Source organism: Streptomyces sp. NPDC107471 (assembly GCF_055582845.1).
In genome coordinates this window covers 489,323-506,417 of record NZ_JBVJPC010000002.1, presented here as the reverse complement: position 1 = coordinate 506,417, position 17,095 = coordinate 489,323, and the positions used below count along the sequence as shown (strand labels likewise).

At 71.8% G+C, this 17,095-nt stretch carries 16 protein-coding genes; 7 read left to right on the top strand and 9 right to left on the bottom strand.

Annotation, left to right across the window (positions count from 1 at the left end):
* Nucleotides 1-75 precede the first annotated feature (75 nt).
* Entirely contained in the window at nt 76-747 is a 672-nt protein-coding gene (locus ACZ66S_RS07195; protein ID WP_469900282.1) for a PH domain-containing protein, read from the top strand.
* A gap of 264 nt (nt 748-1,011) precedes the next feature.
* Here ACZ66S_RS07195 and ACZ66S_RS07190 read toward each other — a convergent pair whose 3' ends face one another.
* From ACZ66S_RS07190 to ACZ66S_RS07180, 3 genes are all read right to left on the bottom strand, one after another.
* Entirely contained in the window at nt 1,012-2,643 is a 1,632-nt protein-coding gene (locus tag ACZ66S_RS07190) for a phospho-sugar mutase (protein ID WP_469900280.1), read from the bottom strand.
* A gap of 352 nt (nt 2,644-2,995) precedes the next feature.
* Nucleotides 2,996-3,832: a purine-nucleoside phosphorylase gene (locus tag ACZ66S_RS07185; protein ID WP_469900278.1), complete on the bottom strand. Its 837-nt coding sequence runs from the start codon at nt 3,830-3,832 to the stop codon at nt 2,996-2,998.
* 113 nt (nt 3,833-3,945) lie between these two features.
* Nucleotides 3,946-4,383, bottom strand: a complete 438-nt coding sequence (locus tag ACZ66S_RS07180; RefSeq protein WP_053850908.1) for a gamma-glutamylcyclotransferase family protein — start codon at nt 4,381-4,383, stop codon at nt 3,946-3,948.
* A 96-nt stretch (nt 4,384-4,479) separates the two neighbouring features.
* On the opposite strand from ACZ66S_RS07180, the gene ACZ66S_RS07175 reads away from it, so the two are divergent.
* Nucleotides 4,480-5,928, top strand: a complete 1,449-nt coding sequence (locus ACZ66S_RS07175) for an NAD(P)H-quinone dehydrogenase (protein ID WP_469900276.1) — start codon at nt 4,480-4,482, stop codon at nt 5,926-5,928.
* Nucleotides 5,929-6,094: 166 nt separating this feature from the next.
* Nucleotides 6,095-7,057: a DeoR/GlpR family DNA-binding transcription regulator gene (locus tag ACZ66S_RS07170; protein ID WP_469900274.1), complete on the top strand. Its 963-nt coding sequence runs from the start codon at nt 6,095-6,097 to the stop codon at nt 7,055-7,057.
* Nucleotides 7,058-7,774: 717 nt separating this feature from the next.
* Here ACZ66S_RS07170 and ACZ66S_RS07165 read toward each other — a convergent pair.
* Entirely contained in the window at nt 7,775-9,547 is a 1,773-nt protein-coding gene (locus ACZ66S_RS07165) for an acetyl/propionyl/methylcrotonyl-CoA carboxylase subunit alpha (RefSeq protein ID WP_469900272.1), read from the bottom strand.
* 363 nt (nt 9,548-9,910) lie between these two features.
* On the opposite strand from ACZ66S_RS07165, the gene ACZ66S_RS07160 reads away from it, so the two are divergent.
* Nucleotides 9,911-10,423: a hypothetical protein gene (locus ACZ66S_RS07160; protein ID WP_469900270.1), complete on the top strand. Its 513-nt coding sequence runs from the start codon at nt 9,911-9,913 to the stop codon at nt 10,421-10,423.
* Here the strand turns inward: ACZ66S_RS07160 and ACZ66S_RS07155 are convergent.
* Nucleotides 10,392-11,012, bottom strand: coding sequence for a nucleoside triphosphate pyrophosphatase (locus ACZ66S_RS07155; RefSeq protein ID WP_469900268.1), 621 nt, complete (start codon nt 11,010-11,012; stop codon nt 10,392-10,394). The genes ACZ66S_RS07160 and ACZ66S_RS07155 overlap by 32 nt on opposite strands.
* An 18-nt stretch (nt 11,013-11,030) precedes the next feature.
* Complete coding sequence (gene mmpB, locus ACZ66S_RS07150) at nt 11,031-11,159, bottom strand: morphogenic membrane protein MmpB (protein ID WP_086724589.1); 129 nt, start codon at nt 11,157-11,159, stop codon at nt 11,031-11,033.
* Nucleotides 11,160-11,264: 105 nt separating this feature from the next.
* Here mmpB and ACZ66S_RS07145 point away from each other — a divergent pair, with 105 nt between their 5' ends.
* The gene (locus ACZ66S_RS07145) at nt 11,265-12,377 is read left to right on the top strand and encodes an SGNH/GDSL hydrolase family protein (RefSeq protein ID WP_469900266.1); all 1,113 of its coding nucleotides are present in this window, start codon (nt 11,265-11,267) and stop codon (nt 12,375-12,377) included.
* Here ACZ66S_RS07145 and ACZ66S_RS07140 read toward each other — a convergent pair.
* Nucleotides 12,374-12,583, bottom strand: coding sequence for an acyl-CoA carboxylase epsilon subunit (locus ACZ66S_RS07140; protein WP_365455552.1), 210 nt, complete (start codon nt 12,581-12,583; stop codon nt 12,374-12,376). The genes ACZ66S_RS07145 and ACZ66S_RS07140 overlap by 4 nt on opposite strands.
* Nucleotides 12,584-12,600: 17 nt before the next feature.
* Nucleotides 12,601-14,193: an acyl-CoA carboxylase subunit beta gene (locus ACZ66S_RS07135; protein ID WP_469900263.1), complete on the bottom strand. Its 1,593-nt coding sequence runs from the start codon at nt 14,191-14,193 to the stop codon at nt 12,601-12,603.
* A 110-nt stretch (nt 14,194-14,303) separates the two neighbouring features.
* Here ACZ66S_RS07135 and ACZ66S_RS07130 point away from each other — a divergent pair, with 110 nt between their 5' ends.
* Both ACZ66S_RS07130 and ACZ66S_RS07125 read left to right on the top strand, forming a co-directional pair.
* Nucleotides 14,304-15,173, top strand: a complete 870-nt coding sequence (locus tag ACZ66S_RS07130) for a biotin--[acetyl-CoA-carboxylase] ligase (protein ID WP_469900261.1) — start codon at nt 14,304-14,306, stop codon at nt 15,171-15,173.
* Between the two features lie 75 nt (nt 15,174-15,248).
* The gene (locus tag ACZ66S_RS07125) at nt 15,249-16,343 is read left to right on the top strand and encodes an adenylate/guanylate cyclase domain-containing protein (RefSeq protein WP_469900259.1); all 1,095 of its coding nucleotides are present in this window, start codon (nt 15,249-15,251) and stop codon (nt 16,341-16,343) included.
* Here ACZ66S_RS07125 and ACZ66S_RS07120 read toward each other — a convergent pair.
* Nucleotides 16,340-16,981, bottom strand: a complete 642-nt coding sequence (locus ACZ66S_RS07120; RefSeq protein WP_469900257.1) for a hypothetical protein — start codon at nt 16,979-16,981, stop codon at nt 16,340-16,342. The two genes, ACZ66S_RS07125 and ACZ66S_RS07120, sit on opposite strands and share 4 nt — an antisense overlap.
* Nucleotides 16,982-17,095: the final 114 nt, after the last annotated feature.

Here is a 17,095-nt window from a genome sequence, read left to right as displayed (position 1 = left end):
TGTACACCCCGGAGAGTGGGTTCTGAGAGCACCCACACACGGTCGCGAGCCGGGACGGCGCTTAGGATCGGCCTCATGACGACCGCACCCCCCGAGTCCAGGGACCGCATCTACCGCTCACCCATGGCACTGATCGGCGGCTTCCTCCTCCTCGTCATCATCGGCTGGCTGGGCATCGACGCGGTGCTCTCCGGCACCGGCCGCACTCCGTGGCTCGCCCTCGCCACCCTGATCCTCCTCGTGCCGTTGGTGATCGCGTTCACCCTGCGCCCGGCCGTCTTCGCCAACGACGACCGGCTGCGCATCCGCAACCCGTTCCGGGTGATCGCCGTGCCGTGGGGCGAGGTCGAGCTGTTCCGCTCCGGCTACTCGAACGAGGTGTTCGTGAAGTCCGGCGGCAAGTACCAGCTCTGGGCGATCCCGGTCTCCCTGCGCGGCCGCAAGAAGGCCGCCCGCCAGGCGGCTCAGCAGGCGGCCCGGCCGTCCGACGCCCGCCGTCCCGCCAGGGGGCTCGGCCTGTTCGGCGGCGGCATGCAGACGGACGGCTTCGGCGGCCGTACGCCCGTCCCCGAGGGGCCGACCCGCGCCGAGACCGACAAGGTCATGGACGACCTGAGGGAGCTCCTGGAGGCCCGGGGCAAGGCGAAGACCTCCCAGGGCGAGGTGTCCGTGCGGTGGGCGTACGAGATCGTGGGGCCGGCGGTGGCCGGGGCGGTGCTGCTGGTGATTCTGGTGGCGCTGGGGTAGGGGGTTCTCGGGGGCTGGTGGTGCCGTAGTCGCCGCCTCCGCGCTCGGGGGGCGACGAGGTCGTAGTACACCTGTGCCGTGCCGTGCCGTGGCCTCGGCGCGGGGTGTGGTGTGCGCTTCGGGGTGCCGAGGGGCTGGACGGTGACGTGGGCCCGTCCAGCACCTTCAGTGTCGTTCGGCTCGACGGCGTCCGCTTGTCATCCCGGGCAGGGGGAGAGAGCGGCGATTCCGCCTCTTCAGGCTCCGGAACCGCCGCCCCACTCGTCAGATGCCGGCCGCTGCCGACAGGTCGTGCTTGATCGCCGTCAGCAGGCCGGTCGCCTTGGTGCGGGCCGCCGGGAGGTCGGCGTGGGTGGCGACCGGGACGACCACCTCCAGGTAGCACTTCAGCTTGGGCTCGGTGCCGCTAGGGCGGACGATGACCCGGGCCCCGTCCAGCGTGTAGCGCAGGCCGTCGGTGGGCGGCAGCCTGTCCGTGCCGCGCGTGAGGTCCTCGGCCCTGGTGATGGCCAGGCCCGCGAGCTGCGTCGGCGGGTGCTCGCGGAGCTGCTCCATCGCCCGGGCGATGACCGACAGATCCTCCACGCGGACCGAGAGCTGGTCCGTGGCGTGCAGACCGTGTTCCACGGCGAGGTCGTCCAGGAGGTCGGGGAGCGTGCCATTCTGTTCCTTCAGCTCGGAGGCGAGCTCCGTGATGAGGAGGGCGGCCGTGATGCCGTCCTTGTCCCGTACGCCCTCGGGGTCCACGCAGTAGCCGAGGGCCTCCTCGTAGCCGTAGCGCAGGCCGTCCACGCGGGCGATCCACTTGAAGCCGGTGAGGGTCTCCTCGTAGGGCAGGCCCGCCTTCTCGGCGATCCTGCCGAGGAGGGAGGAGGAGACGATCGACTCCGCGAAGGTGCCCTGGGCCCCGCGGGCCACCAGGTGGGCGGCGAGGAGGGCGCCGACCTCGTCGCCCCGCAGCATGCGCCAGGAGCCGCCCTCCTTCACGGCCACCGCGCAGCGGTCCGCGTCCGGGTCGTTCGCGATGATCAGGTCCGGGTCCGTCTCCCCGGCCTTCGCGAAGGCCAGGTCCATCGCGCCGGGCTCCTCCGGGTTGGGGAAGGCGACGGTCGGGAAGTCCGGGTCGGGTTCGGCCTGCTCCGCGACCAGGTCCGGGGTGGGGAACCCGGCCCGGGCGAACGCGGCGAGGAGGGTGTCCTTGCCGACGCCGTGCATCGCCGTGTAGACGGTACGGGCCGTGCGGGCGGAGTTCTCGGCGAGCACGGCGTCCGTGCGGGCGAGGTAGGCGTCGAGGACGCTGTCGTCGAGGGTCTGCCAGCCGGTGTCGGGGCGGGGGACGTCGTTCAGGCTCACGATCGCGTCGATCTCCGCCGCGATCTCCGCGTCGGCGGGCGGGACGATCTGGGAGCCGTCGCCGAGGTAGACCTTGTAGCCGTTGTCGCGGGGCGGGTTGTGGCTGGCGGTGACCTCCACGCCGGCCACCGCGCCGAGATGCCTTATCGCGTACGCGAGGACGGGGGTGGGCAGGGGCCGGGGGAGCACCGCCGCCCGCAGGCCCGCGCCGGTCATCACGGCCGCGGTGTCGCGCGCGAAGTCCTCGGACTTGTGGCGGGCGTCGTAGCCGATGACCACGAGACCGTCGGTGCTGCCCTGCTTCCGCAGGTACGCGGCGAGGCCGGCGGCGGCCCGGATGACGACCGTGCGGTTCATGCGCATCGGGCCCGCGCCGATCTCGCCGCGCAGGCCCGCGGTGCCGAACTGGAGGGTGCCGCTGAAGCGGGCGGTGAGCTCGGTGACGTCGCCGGCATCGATGAGCTTGGCGAGCTCGTCGCGGGTGTCCGGGTCGGGGTCCTCGGCGAGCCAGGTCCTGGCGCGGGCGATGAGATCGTCGTGCACGGTTGCCTCCGGCGGTTGGGCTGATTCTTGTGCGGGTTGGTGGCGGCGGGCGTTTTGCGCAGTTCCCCGCGCCCCTGGATGCCTGCGGCGCAGCCGCCTGTTCGGTGGGGGTTCGTGTAGCGCGTGCGGTCCGGGAGGTGGGTCGGTGCCGGGGTGGGGGGTGTCCGTCCTCGGTCCGGCGGCTCGGTCCCTTGAGTCGTGCTCGGTAACGGACGCCGGCCGCTGCGGGCGGACACCCCCCACCCCGTCCCCTGCCCGCCGTAAGCGGCTGCACGAGCGTCCGCATGGCCCACCCAGGGGCGCGGGGAACTGCGCGACCAGCCACGACGCACCCGCGGCCGGTCTACGACACTCAGATGCGGCCGAGCACCTGCGCCAGCAGTGAGCCCATCCGCGTCGCCGAGTCGCGGCCCGCCTGGAGGACCTCCTCGTGGTTGAGGGGCTCGCCCGTCATGCCCGCGGCGAGGTTCGTCACCAGGGAGATGCCGAGGACCTCCGCACCCGCCTCGCGCGCGGCGATCGCCTCGAGGACCGTCGACATGCCCACCAGGTCCGCGCCGATTACGCGGGCCATGCGGATCTCGGCCGGGGTCTCGTAGTGCGGACCGGGGAACTGGGCGTAGACGCCCTCCTCCAGCGTGGGGTCGATCTCCTTGCACAGGGCGCGCAGGCGGGGCGAGTAGAGGTCGGTCAGGTCGACGAAGTTCGCGCCGATGATCGGGGAGGTCGCCGTGAGGTTGATGTGGTCGCTGATCAGGACCGGCTGGCCGGGGCGCATGCCCTCGCGGAGGCCGCCGCAGCCGTTGGTGAGGACGATCGTCTTGCAGCCGGCCGCGACCGCGGTGCGCACGCCGTGGGCCACGGCCGCGACGCCCCGGCCCTCGTAGTAGTGGGTGCGGCCGAGGAAGACCAGGGCCCGCTTCTCCCCGATCCTGTACGAGCGGATCTTGCCGCCGTGTCCCTCCACCACCGGCGGCGGGAAACCGGGCAGCTCGGTGACGAGGAACTCGGCCTCGGGGGCACCGAGGGCGTCCACGGCCGGTGCCCAGCCGGAGCCCATCACGAGGGCGACGTCGTGGGTCTCGGCGCCGGTCAGTTCGCGCAGGCGCGCGGCGGCGGCGTCGGCGGCGACCCTCGGCTCAGCGGGGGTGGCGCCCTGGATGTCGTCCGGAAGAAGAGATGCGTTCACGCGGATGAGGGTAGCCGGTCCGGGCCTACGCGCGTAGATGACAGAGCTGACGGGATGGCGATCGTTGTCTTGTCGTTTCCAACCAATCGTGTGACGTGGGTGACGTGTCCGGGTCAGCAGGGGCGCTTGCGGAGTTCCATCACGTAGTCGTGCGGCGCACCCGCGGACTCCGCCGCGTCCGCGATCTCGCCCAGGTAGCGGGCGGAGGGCAGGCCGCCCTCGTAGCCGTTGAGGACGTACGTCCAGGCCTGCTCCTCACCCTCCAGGGTGTGGACCCGCATACGTGTGCGGCGGTAGATGTCCAGGCCGACGCCTTCCCAGCGGTCCATGGACTCGTCGTCGGCGGGGGCGATCTCGTAGAGCGCCACGAACACCTGGGAGAGGGGGTCCTCGACGATCGTCGCGAGGGCGCCCTCCCAGCCCATGTGCTCACCCCCGAAGGTCAGCCGCCACCCGTTCAGCCACCCCGTGGCACGCATCGGCGAGTGCGGGGCACGGCGGGTCATCAGCCGCGCGTCGAGGTTGCCGGCATAGGCGGCGTAGAGCGACATGGGTCGAGGGTACGGCAGCCTTCCCCGGTGTCTCTCCCGTAACAGTGGCGTCTCGGGGCGCCCCCCAGGCCGTGGCACTCCCGCTCGTGCGGGACAATGGAGTACGTGACTCGGATCGTGATCATCGGTGGCGGACCCGGCGGATACGAGGCGGCCCTGGTGGCCGCCCAGCTCGGCGCGGAGGTGACCGTCGTCGACTCCGACGGTCTGGGCGGAGCGTCGGTGCTGACCGACTGCGTGCCGTCGAAGACTCTCATCGCCACGGCCGAGGTGATGACCACCTTCGACTCGTCGTACGAGGAGCTCGGCATCATCGTCGCCGACGACACGCCTCCGCTGGAGCAGGCCGCCCGGGTGGTGGGCGTCGACCTCGGCAAGGTCAACCGGCGTGTGAAGCGGCTCGCCCTCGCCCAGTCGCACGACATCACGGCGTCCGTGACGCGGGCCGGTGCCCGGGTGCTGCGCGGGCGCGGCCGTCTGGAGGGCATGCAGTCCCTCGACGGGTCCCGGAAGGTCGTCGTGCGGGCCGCCGACGGCACCGAGGAGACCCTCGTCGCCGACGCGGTGCTGATCGCCACCGGTGGGCATCCCCGTGAGCTGCCCGACGCCCAGCCCGACGGCGAGCGCATCCTCAACTGGACCCAGGTCTACGACCTCGACGAGCTGCCCGAGGAGCTCATCGTGGTCGGTTCCGGTGTCACCGGTGCCGAGTTCGCCGGTGCCTACCAGGCGCTCGGCTCCAAGGTCACCCTCGTGTCCTCGCGGGACCGCGTGCTGCCGGGTGAGGACCCGGATGCGGCGGCCGTGCTCGAGGACGTCTTCCGCCGCCGGGGCATGAACGTCATGGCCCGCTCCCGTGCCCAGTCCGCCAAGCGGGTCGGGGACCGGGTCGAGGTCACGCTGGCGGACGGACGGGTCATCACCGGCTCGCACTGCCTGATGGCCGTCGGCGCCATCCCGAACAGCGCCGGGATGGGGCTGGAGGAGGCCGGGGTCAAGCTGCGCGAGTCCGGGCACATCTGGACCGACAAGGTGTCCCGTACGACGGCTCCCGGTGTGTACGCCGCCGGTGACGTGACCGGGGTCTTCGCGCTCGCTTCGGTGGCGGCGATGCAGGGGCGTATCGCCATGTACCACTTCCTCGGGGACGCGGTGGCCCCGCTGAACCTCAAGACCGTCTCGTCGAACGTCTTCACCGACCCCGAGATCGCCACCGTCGGGTACTCGCAGGCCGACGTGGACGGCGGGAAGATCGACGCCCGGGTCGTGAAGCTGCCGCTGCTCAGGAATCCGCGCGCCAAGATGCAGGGCATCCGCGACGGCTTCGTCAAGATCTTCTGCCGGCCGGGCACCGGGATCGTCGTCGGCGGTGTCGTCGTCGCGCCCCGCGCCTCGGAACTGATCCACCCCATCTCGATCGCGGTCGACAACAATCTGACGGTCGAACAGATCGCGAACGCGTTCACCGTTTACCCCTCCCTTTCGGGGTCGATCGCCGAGGTGGCGCGGCAGTTGCACACACGCAAGGAGACCGGCGGGGCCTGACGGCCGAAAGCGATTCCTGCCTGGTCACAGGGAGTTGTCGACCATTCGTGCGGCATAGGCGGGGGGATTAGGCCCTATACCACCTCCCGTCCTACTGTGCGAACAACTTCTGTAATTCGGCGCAAACTGCTGAAACCAGACGGTCGTTGGGGTTACTGTCAGTTTCGTGTTCGCTGCAGAACGTCGCCAATTGATCCTCGAAATGGTGCGAGCCAATGGGGCCGTGTCGCTCCGTGAGCTCGCCCGCGTCGTCCAGACCTCCGAAGTGACCGTACGGCGGGACGTGCGCGCACTGGAGGCAGAAGGACTCCTCGACCGCCGGCACGGCGGTGCGGTATTGCCGGGCGGGTTCACGCGGGAGTCCGGCTTTCCGCAGAAATCGCATCTCGCGACCGCCGAGAAGACGGCCATCGCCGATCTCGCCGCGGGTCTCGTCGAAGAAGGCGAGGCCATTGTGGTGGGGGCGGGTACCACCACCCAGGAGCTGGCCCGCCGGCTCGCCCGGGTCCCCGGGCTGACCGTCGTGACCAATTCCCTCCTGGTGGCCCAGGCACTCGCCCATGCCAACCGGGTGGAGGTCGTGATGACCGGCGGCACCCTGCGCGGTTCCAATTACGCCCTGGTCGGCTCGGGGGCGGAACAGTCGCTCCAGGGGCTCAGAGTTTCGCGGGCCTTCCTCTCCGGGAGCGGGCTCACCGCCGAGCGGGGTCTTTCCACGTCCAACATGCTGTCGGCGTCCGTGGACCGGGCGCTGGTGCAGGCCGCCGCGGAGGTCGTGGTCCTCGCCGACCACACCAAGCTCGGCACCGACACGATGTTCCAGACCGTGCCGACCGACGTCATCACGCGGCTGGTCACCGACGAGCCCCCGGCCCACGACGACCGGGCCGCGACCGAACTCCAGGCGCTCGCCGACCAGGGGGTGCAGATCGCCGTGGCCGGCGCGTCGGGAGCGCCGGGGGGTGATCAGGTCCCGGCGCGCCGGCAAGAGCGCCGGGACGTGCCCGTGCCGGGCCCCCGCCGCGGCCAGCTCCCGTCGGCGGGCCCCTCCCTCCGCACGGCCACGGCCCTGGGCGAACCGACCCCGCAGGCGGAACGGGCCCGAGTAGCGGACCTGCGCCGCCGCTGACCCCTCCGGACCGGCCCACGGGGTGAGTGCTGTCTTCGACCGCCTCGGGGGAGTCACGGCCACGGCCCACCTCGGTACGGGGGCGCGCCGAGCGGGGTACCGGGTTGCGTGCGCTGCGGCGGGAGTGTCGTGCGGTGTGAGCGGCGGGTTCGGTTCTGCCGCATGCGTGAGACTCGTGAGGGCGGTGCGTGTGCACGGGCGCGGGGCTCCGGGAGCGTGGTCCTGCTCGCCGTGGCGCGGTCGGCCCGGCTGGGCCGTTCACCACGGCGAGTGCGTTGCCCCCGTCGGCCGTGCGCACCAGGGAGTCCTGGCTCACGCCCTTCCCGAAACCCCCGAGCATGACGATGTCGAGGTTCGGGGTGGAGTTCGATCCTCTACTTCGTCGCCGCCCATGTCCTCGGCGCGGTCCTGCTCGGCGTCGCCCTGCTGCGCGGCCGGCTGGTCCCGGCCTGGGGCGCCTGGCTGCTGATCGTGTCCATGCCGCTCAACGTCTGCGGATACGTGATCGGCGTCGCGCGACCGCGCTGTCCTTCTGCATGGGGGCCGTCACCTTAGCCAGCGCTGGCCTGGCCCTCGTCCGCCGGGGCACCGGCTGGGCGCGGGCCGTGCGAGACCACCGTCTCGGGGGACGGGGAAGCGAGACGCCCCGCGGACCGACTGCTCCGGTCCGCGGGGCGCCTCGGGATGCCGTCGCGGCATCGGGCGTACGAGGTGCGCTCAGTCCTTGATCTCGCAGATTGCCGCACCCGAGGTGATGGAGGCGCCGACGTCGGCGGACAGGCCCTTGATGGTGCCGGACTTGTGCGCGTTGAGCGGCTGCTCCATCTTCATCGCCTCCAGGACGACGACGAGGTCGCCCTCCTTGACCTCCTGGCCCTCCTCGACGGCGATCTTGACGATCGTGCCCTGCATCGGGGAGGCGAGGGTGTCGCCGGAGGCCACCGGGCCGGACTTCTTGGCCGCCCGGCGCTTGGGCTTGGCGCCCGCGGCGAGGCCGGTGCGGGCCAGCGACATGCCGAGCGAGGAGGGCAGCGAGACCTCCAGGCGCTTGCCGCCGACCTCGACGACGATCGTCTCGCGGTCCGTGTCGTCCTCGGCCTCGGTGTCGGCCGGGGCCGCGAAGGGCTTGATGTCGTTGACGAACTCGGTCTCGATCCAGCGGGTGTGGACCGTGAACGGGTCGCTGGAGCCGGTCAGTTCGGGGGCGAACGCCGGGTCCTTGACGACCACGCGGTGGAAGGGGATGGCGGTGGCCATGCCCTCGACCTGGAACTCCTCCAGGGCGCGGGCGGCGCGCTGGAGGGCCTGCTCGCGGGTGGCGCCGGTGACGACCAGCTTCGCGAGGAGGGAGTCCCAGGCGGGGCCGATGACGCTGCCGGACTCGACGCCGGCGTCCAGGCGCACGCCCGGGCCGGAGGGGGCCTCGAACCTGGTGACCGTGCCGGGGGCCGGGAGGAAGTTGCGGCCCGGGTCCTCGCCGTTGATGCGGAACTCGAAGGAGTGGCCGCGCAGCTCGGGATCGCCGTAGCCCAGTTCCTCGCCGTCGGCGATGCGGAACATCTCGCGCACCAGGTCGATGCCGGCGACCTCCTCGGTGACCGGGTGCTCGACCTGGAGGCGGGTGTTGACCTCCAGGAAGGAGATCGTGCCGTCCTGGCCGACCAGGAACTCGCAGGTGCCGGCGCCCTCGTAGGAGGCTTCCTTCAGGATCGCCTTGGAGGCGCGGTACAGCTCGGCGACCTGCTCGTCGGAGAGGAAGGGCGCGGGCGCCTCCTCGACCAGCTTCTGGTGGCGGCGCTGGAGGGAGCAGTCACGGGTGGAGACGACGACCACGTTGCCGTGCTTGTCGGCCAGGCACTGGGTCTCCACGTGCCGGGGGCGGTCCAGGTAGCGCTCGACGAAGCACTCGCCGCGACCGAAGGCGGCGACCGCCTCGCGGACCGCCGAGTCGTACAGCTCGGGGACCTCTTCGAGGGTGCGGGCGACCTTCAGACCGCGGCCGCCACCGCCGAAGGCGGCCTTGATGGCGATGGGCAGGCCGTGCTCCTCGGCGAAGGCCACGACCTCGTCGGCACCGGAGACCGGGTCGGAGGTGCCCGCCACCAGGGGGGCGCCGGCGCGCTGGGCGATGTGCCGGGCGGCGACCTTGTCACCCAGGTCGCGGATGGCCTGCGGGGGCGGGCCGATCCAGATCAGGCCCGCGTCCAGGACCGCCTGCGCGAACTCGGCGTTCTCGGAGAGGAAGCCGTAGCCCGGATGGATGGCGTCCGCGCCCGACTCACGCGCGGCGCCCAGGACCTTCTCGATGTCCAGGTAGCTGGTGGCCGGGGTGTCACCGCCCAGGGCGAACGCCTCATCCGCGGCGCGGACATGCAGAGCGTCCCGGTCCGGGTCGGCGTACACGGCCACGCTCGCGATACCGGCATCCCGGCAGGCCCGGGCAACGCGGACAGCGATTTCGCCACGGTTGGCGATGAGCACCTTGCGCACGATTGAGGCTCCCTCCTTGAAACAAGCCGAGTTTAGGGACTGCCGACACGGCTCTTCGACCCGTCCCCTGTGGTGAGCTTCCCCACACGGAGCGTGATGCGAGCTTGCACGACCCGCGAAATCCCTTGTCGCACCTCGGTACGCAGGACTCCTCCCGGAAACCCTAGCCCTCCTCTGTGGTCAAGGTCTCTGTGAGAGCGTGCTGCGGACCACTCCGATTCTTTGTGGAGTCCCTACGAATGGCCCAATGATTCTTTGCCCGCGGCCGAACCCTTGTCCCGCGGTTTACCCGTTAGTAGCGTTCGCGCTGTATCGAACGTACTTCGGGTAACAAGAGCACGGCTCGAAAGTGGGTGGGGACCGGTGATACGCAGGCCGGTGGCGTGGGTCGTGGCGGTCGTCCTGTTCGTCGAGGCGCTCGGCGTGGCGATGCTGAACTGGGTCATGGGCAATCTCGTCGACGCGCAGAACATGTCCCTGGCCGGACTGGACCCGGACGCGATGTCGATGTCCTCGAAGATCGGCGGGATCGTCTTCGGTCTCTACTTCGCGCTGTGCGCGCTGGTCGCCCTGCTGGTGGCGGTGCGCGACCGGCAGCCCGCCGGGTTCGGCCGGGTCCTGCTGATCAGCGCCGCCGTGGTGCACGGCCTGCTGGCCGCGGTCGCCTGGGCGCTGATCGGCCGCCCCCAGTTCCTCTTCATGATCGTGATGCTCGGCCTGATCGTGCTCGTGCTGGTCACCTACGACGGCCGGCGGGGCCCGGTCGCGGCGGAGCCGCACGACGCCCCGGGCCCCGGTGGTCCGGAGGGGCCGGAGGGCCCCCAGGGGGTCGGCGGCTCGCCGCTCACGCCTCCGCCGGCGCCCACAGCTCCGTGATGCCGACGCCCAGTTCGGCCAGCAGTCGGCGCAGCAGCGGCAGGCTGAGGCCGATCACATTGCCGTGGTCGCCGTCGATGCCCTCGATGAACGGGGCCGAGCGGCCGTCCAGGGTGAACGCCCCGGCGACGTAAAGGGGTTCGCCGGAGGCGACGTAGGCGGCGATCTCCTCGTCGGTCGGCTCGCCGAAGCGGACGACGGTGGAGGCGACCGCCGAGACGTACCGGCCGCTCGTGGTGTCGTAGACGCAGTGGCCGGTCTGCAGGGTGCCCGCGCGTCCGCGCATGGCCTTCCAGCGGGCCGTCGCCTCCTCGGCGTCGGCCGGCTTGCCCAGTGCCTCGCCGTCCAGGTCGAGCACCGAGTCGCAGCCGATCACCAGCGCGCCCTTGACCTCGGGCTTCGCGGACACGACGGAGGCCTTCGCCTCGGCGAGGGCGAGGGCCAGTTCGGCGGGGGTGGGGGCGGTGACGGCGTCCTCGTCGACCCCGCTCACGAGCACCTCGGGAGTGAGGCCGGCCTGTCGCAGCAGGCCCAGCCGGGCGGGGGACTGGGAGGCGAGCACGAGTCGGCGGCGCGGCTGATCGGTCATGCGGTCAGCGTAGTCCGGTCAGCGCAGCCCGATCACGATCATCGCGAGCACCATGGCGAGCGCCAGGAAGACGCTCAGCCGCCGAAGCATGTCCTGCATGTCGCGCAGTTCCTTCGGCGGTTCGTTCTCGGGGTCGGACCACAGCATGGTCTCCAGCGTGCGGCGATTTCACGGAAGGCGCCTGAGTACGCGTACTCAACTTCACTTAACGGTACTGTGGTTCCATTAACAGTCCGACAGAGGGGTACGTCCGTGTTCACCACCGCCTGGTCCACCTCGCCCCAGCTCCCCGCCGAGGGCTTCACCCCCAACTGGTCCCGCGAGGGCTTCTGGCGGCAGTCCGTGCGCCAGGTCGTCCGGCTGTCGGCGGGAGGGGGACGGGTGCGGGTCCGGCTGTCGCACGCGTACGGCACCTCACCGGTCCGGCTCGCGGGCGCGACGATCGGCCGTACGGCCACGGGCGCGGGCGTCGAGCCGGGATCCCTGCGCACCCTCACGCTCGCCGACGAGATCCCCGCCCGGGGTTCACTGGTGAGCGAGCCGGTCGAACTCGCCGTGGCGGCGGGGGAGTCGGTGACGGTCACCCTGCACTTCGACACCGCGACCGGACCCGCGACCTTCCACGCCCAGGCCTTCACGCCGAGCTACCGGGGGCAGGGCGACCTGCTGACCGACACCGGCGGGGAGGGCTTCGACGCGGTGAGCGAGTCCTGGTACTTCCTGACCGCCGTCGAGACGGACGCCGGGCGCACGGACGGGATCGCCCTCTTCGGGGACTCCCTCACCGACGGCTTCGGCTCCACGGTGGGCGCCAACCGCCGCTGGTCCGACGCGCTGGCCCGGGTGAGCGGGCGGCCGGTGCTCAACGCCGGGATCGGCGGCAACCTGCTGCTCAACGACTCCGCCTGGTACGGCGAGCGGGGCGTGCGACGGTTCCGGCGGGACGTGCTGGAACTCGCCGGGGTGGACACGGTGGCCGTGCTGCTGGGGCTCAACGACATCGGGTTCAGCGAGACCGACGAGCAGCCCACCTACAAGCCCGCACCGGTCGTGGAGGCGGCCGAACTCATCGCCGGGCACCGGGAGTTGCTACGGCAGGCGCGGGGGCTGCGGGTGATCGGGGCCACCCTGCTGCCGTTCGGGGGCTCGGACCACTGGGGCGAGCACGCGGCGAAGGTGTCGCACGAGGTGAACGAGTGGGTGCGCTGCTCCGGCGAGTACGACGCGGTGGTGGACCTCGCCCGCGTGACGGCCGATCCGGCTGACCCGGACCGGCTGCGTCCGTCGTACGACTTCGGCGATCACCTGCACCCGAACGATCTCGGATACGAGGTGATGGCCGAAGCGCTGTCGGCCGTCCTCTAGGCCGGCCAGTACGTGCGGGACCAGGCCGTCGGCCCCGGCTGGGGCAGGCGGCGGCCCGCGATGCGGGACGGGTCGGACCACGCGGCCTTCCGCTCCTCCGCGCCGGACGGCGACGAGGTCGCCGCCGCGGCGCGGGCCCGGACCACCGCCAGGGCGGCTGCGAGCTCCTCCGGGGTGGGGTTTCCCCGTACGACCTTGATGTTCATGACGGCTCCCGGCAGGGCTAGAGGGGGATGTTGCCGTGCTTCTTCGGAGGCAGGGACTCACGCTTGGTACGGAGCTGACGCAGGCCCCTGACCACATGGCGGCGGGTGTCCGACGGCATGATCACGGAGTCGATGTAACCGCGCTCGGCCGCGATGTAGGGGTTGAGGAGGGCGTCCTCGTACTCCTGGATCAGCCGGGCCCGGGTCGCCTCCGCGTCGCCGGCGGCCTCGGCCTCCGCGATCGTGCGGCGGTGCAGGATGTTGACCGCGCCCTGGGCGCCCATCACGGCGATCTGGGCGGTGGGCCAGGCGAGGTTGATGTCCGCGCCGAGGTGCTTGGAGCCCATGACGTCGTACGCGCCGCCGAAGGCCTTGCGGGTGATCACCGTGATCAGCGGGACCGTGGCCTCCGCGTAGGCGTAGATCAGCTTGGCGCCGCGGCGGATGATGCCGTCGTGCTCCTGGTCGACGCCCGGGAGGAAGCCGGGGACGTCCACGAAGGTGATCACCGGGATGTTGAAGGCGTCGCAGGTGCGGACGAAGCGGGCCGCCTTCTCCGACGCGGTGATGTCGAGACAACCGGCGAACTGCATGGGCTGGTTGGCGACGATGCCGACCGGGTGGCCCTCGACACGGCCGTAGCCGGTGAGGATGTTCGGCGCGAACAGCGGCTGCGTCTCGAAGAACTCGGCGTCGTCCAGGATGTGTTCGATCACCGTGTGCATGTCGTACGGCTGGTTCGCGCTGTCCGGGACGAGCGTGTCCAGCTCGCGGTCCTCGTCGGTGATCGAGAGGTCCGCCTCCTCCGGGTAGACCGGCGGCTCGGACAGGTTGTTGGAGGGCAGGTACGACAGCAACTGCTTGACGTACTCGACGGCGTCCTTCTCGTCCCCGGCCATGTGATGGGCCACGCCCGACACGGAGTTGTGGGTGCGGGCGCCGCCCAGCTCCTCGAAGCCGACGTCCTCGCCGGTGACCGTCTTGATGACGTCCGGGCCGGTGATGAACATGTGCGAGGTCTGGTCGACCATCACCGTGAAGTCGGTGATCGCCGGGGAGTACACGGCCCCGCCCGCGCAGGGGCCGACGACCAGGCTGATCTGCGGGATGACACCGCTGGCGTGGGTGTTGCGGCGGAAGATCTCGCCGTACGCGCCCAGCGAGGCCACGCCCTCCTGGATACGGGCGCCGCCGGAGTCGTTGATGCCGATGACCGGGCAGCCGGTCTTCAGCGCGAAGTCCATCACCTTGACGATCTTCTGGCCGTAGACCTCGCCCAGCGCACCGCCGAAGACGGTGAAGTCCTGGGAGAACACGGCGACGGGGCGGCCGTCCACCGTGCCGTACCCGGTGACGACCCCGTCGCCGTACGGCCGGTTCTGCTCGAGCCCGAAGTTGGTGGAGCGGTGCCGGGCGAACTCGTCCAACTCGACGAAAGAGCCCTCGTCGAGGAGCAGGTCGATGCGCTCACGGGCCGTCAACTTGCCCTTGGCGTGCTGCTTCTCGACGGCACGTTCGGAGCCGGCGTGCGTCGCCTCCTGGATGCGGCGCTGGAGATCCGCGAGCTTGCCCGCGGTGGTGTGGATGTCGATCTCTTCCGGCTCGGACATCGGGATGCGGCTCCCTGCCTGCTCAAAAGGGGGGACGGTTACTCATCCGTAGAGTAGTGGTGCCCCTACGAATCAGCAGTGCGGCGTTTCACACACCTAGGGTGGCTTGCATGACGCCGCGAGATGTTTCAGGAGACGACAGCCGTTGGTCGGACCTCGACCGGCCGCCCCTCAACGCCGCCGCGCTGCGCCGCGGGCTGGTGCGGGAGGGCGGGCTGTGGTCCGGGATCGAGGTGCTGGCCGGCACCGGCTCCACCAACTCCGACCTGGTCGGCCGCGCCGCCGCGGGCAAGGCGGCCGAGGGCGCGGTCCTCGTCGCCGAGGAACAGAGCGCCGGCCGCGGCCGCCTGGACCGCCGGTGGACGGCGCCGCCCCGCTCGGGCCTCTTCTTCTCCGTCCTGCTGGCGCCCCGCGAGGTGCCGGTCGCCCGCTGGGGCTGGCTGCCCCTGCTCACCGGGGTCGCGGTGGCCACGGGCCTGTCCCGGTCGGCCGGCGTGGACACGGCCCTCAAGTGGCCCAACGACCTCCTGGTCACCGTGGGCGGCGAGGAACGCAAGGCCGGCGGCATCCTCGCCGAACGGGCCGGCGAGGACGGGGTCGTCATCGGCGTCGGCATCAACGTCACCCTCAGGGAGGACGAGCTGCCCGTCCCCACCGCGGGTTCGCTGGCCCTGGCCGGAGCGGTGAGCACCGACCGGGACCCCCTGCTGCGGGCCGTCCTGCGCTCCCTGGAGGAGTGGTACGGCCGCTGGCGCGCGGCGGCCGGCGACCCGGCGGTGAGCGGTCTCCAGGAGACGTACGCGGCGGGGTGCGCGACGCTGGGAAGGACGGTACGGGCGGAGCTGCCGGGTGATCGCGCGGTGGTGGGGGAGGCGGTGGCCGTCGACGGTGACGGCCGGCTGGTGATCGCGACGGAGGAGGGCGTCCAGGAGCCGGTGGGGGCGGGGGACATCGTCCACCTGCGACCTGTGCAGGGGTGAGTGAGCTACCGCACACCTGCCGTACAGTTGAGGCCGGTCGATACCTGACCGTGACAGATCGGAAGGGCAGCAGGCGTGACCGCAGACGACACGGGCTCCGGCGCGGACGCGATCCCGCACCCGCTCGCCGTGCGTCTCGAGCAGCTCATCCTCGGCGCCGAGCGGCGCTACACCCCCTTTCAGGCGGCCCGCACCGCCGGCGTCTCCATGGAGCTGGCCACCCGCTTCTGGCGGGCGATGGGCTTCGCCGACGTCGGCCAGGCCAAGGCGTTCACCGAGGCGGACGTCCTCGCGCTGCGCCGGCTCGCCGGTCTCGTCGAGGCGGGGCTGCTGAGCGAGGCCATGGCCGTGCAGGTGGCGCGGTCCACCGGGCAGACCACCGCCCGGCTCGCCGAGTGGCAGATCGACTCCTTCCTGGAGGGCCTGACCGAGCCCCCGGAACCGGGCATGACCCGCACCGAGGTGACGTACCCGATCATCGAGCTGCTCCTGCCCGAGCTGGAGGAGTTCCTCGTCTACGTCTGGCGCCGCCAGCTCGCCGCCTCGGCCGGCCGGGTCGTGCAGGCCGCCGACGACGAGGAGATGGTCGACCGGCGGCTGTGCGTCGGCTTCGCCGACCTCGTCGGGTTCACGCGGCTGACCCGCCGGATGGAGGAGGAGGAACTCGGCGAGCTCGTCGAGGCCTTCGAGACCACCGCCGCGGACCTGGTGGCGGCCAGGGGCGGGCGGCTCATCAAGACCCTCGGTGACGAGGTGCTGTACGCGGCCGACGACGCCGCGGTGGCCGCCGAGATCGCCCTGCGGCTCATCGAGACCATGGCGAACGACGAGACCATGCCCGAGCTGCGCGTCGGCATCGCCTTCGGCACGGTGACCACCCGGATGGGTGATGTCTTCGGGACGACGGTGAACCTCGCCTCCCGGCTGACCTCGATAGCTCCCCGCGACGCCGTCCTCGTCGACAGCGCGTTCGCCGAGGAGCTGATCCGCACCGGCGAGGCGCCCGCCTCCGAGGCGGAGGCGGCCGAGGCCGCGGCCACCGCCGAGAAGGAGGGCGAGGACCCGCCGACGTACCGCTTCGCGCTCCAGCCGATGTGGCAGCGGCCGGTCCGTGGCCTCGGTGTCGTCGAGCCCTGGCTGCTGACCCGCAGGGACATGGCCCCCTCCTAGCTTCCCTGCCGCACGCACAGACCGATGACCGGCACGCACAGGCCCGGGTCGGGCCGGGTCGAGCGGGTGGGCTGAGGAGTGGGAGCCGCGGCCGGTGCGGACGTGGTCCGGGCCGGTTGCGGGGCGGCGGTCGTCGCCGGGGCGTGGGGTGCGCGGGGCGCGGTGCTGGTCGTGGGGGCCGGTGCCGGTGCCTGGGTGTTCGGTGCCTCCGGGATCGTCGTGGGAGCCGCCGCGAAGGGCAGGGGGACGGCGGTCGCGGACCCCGAGGGGGCGGGGGAGACGCCCGGTGTCGGGGTCGCGGAGACCCCGCCCATCACCGTGGTCGACGACGGGCTCGCCTCCGGGACGGCGTCCAGGGTCGCGGCGGCGTTCGTCGCCCGGTCCGTGCCGGGGCCGCTGCCGAGGTCCGTGCCCGTGCCCGGAGCGGCCTGGGGGTCGGGTTCCGCGGCGCCGAAGCCGCCCGCTCCCGTGTCGTGGGTCAGTCGTACGAGGCTCAACGCGCCCGCGGCCAGGGCGAGGCCCCCCGCGGCGAGCAGGACCTTGCGGGGGCGGGGCTTGCGATGGCGGCCGCGCGGTCCGAACAGGCGGGTGCCGCCGTCCTCCGCGATGGCTGTCGTGGTCGTCATCGTCGCCGTCATGGTTCCTCCCCTGGGTGCCCGCGCCCCCTGCACCGTGGCGGGGCGCACGTTATGCGCTGGCGTGGGCGGTCGAGGGGGAGTTGGGCGGGATGTCACTCGAACGGGGTGTCGGGT

What these genes read in the sequence shown, in the direction of transcription:
- ACZ66S_RS07195 (WP_469900282.1), top strand. Translation starts at nt 76, where the DNA reads ATGACGACCGCACCCCCCGAGTCCAGGGACCGCATCTACCGCTCACCC.
- ACZ66S_RS07180 (WP_053850908.1), bottom strand. Translation starts at nt 4,383, where the DNA reads ATGTCGCTCTACGCCGCCTATGCCGGCAACCTCGACGCGCGGCTGATG.
- ACZ66S_RS07175 (WP_469900276.1), top strand. Translation starts at nt 4,480, where the DNA reads ATGGAGTACGTGACTCGGATCGTGATCATCGGTGGCGGACCCGGCGGA.
- ACZ66S_RS07155 (WP_469900268.1), bottom strand. Translation starts at nt 11,012, where the DNA reads ATGACCGATCAGCCGCGCCGCCGACTCGTGCTCGCCTCCCAGTCCCCC.
- mmpB (WP_086724589.1), bottom strand. Translation starts at nt 11,159, where the DNA reads ATGCTGTGGTCCGACCCCGAGAACGAACCGCCGAAGGAACTGCGCGAC.
- ACZ66S_RS07140 (WP_365455552.1), bottom strand. Translation starts at nt 12,583, where the DNA reads ATGAACATCAAGGTCGTACGGGGAAACCCCACCCCGGAGGAGCTCGCA.
- ACZ66S_RS07135 (WP_469900263.1), bottom strand. Translation starts at nt 14,193, where the DNA reads ATGTCCGAGCCGGAAGAGATCGACATCCACACCACCGCGGGCAAGCTC.
- ACZ66S_RS07130 (WP_469900261.1), top strand. Translation starts at nt 14,304, where the DNA reads ATGACGCCGCGAGATGTTTCAGGAGACGACAGCCGTTGGTCGGACCTC.
- ACZ66S_RS07120 (WP_469900257.1), bottom strand. Translation starts at nt 16,981, where the DNA reads ATGACGGCGACGATGACGACCACGACAGCCATCGCGGAGGACGGCGGC.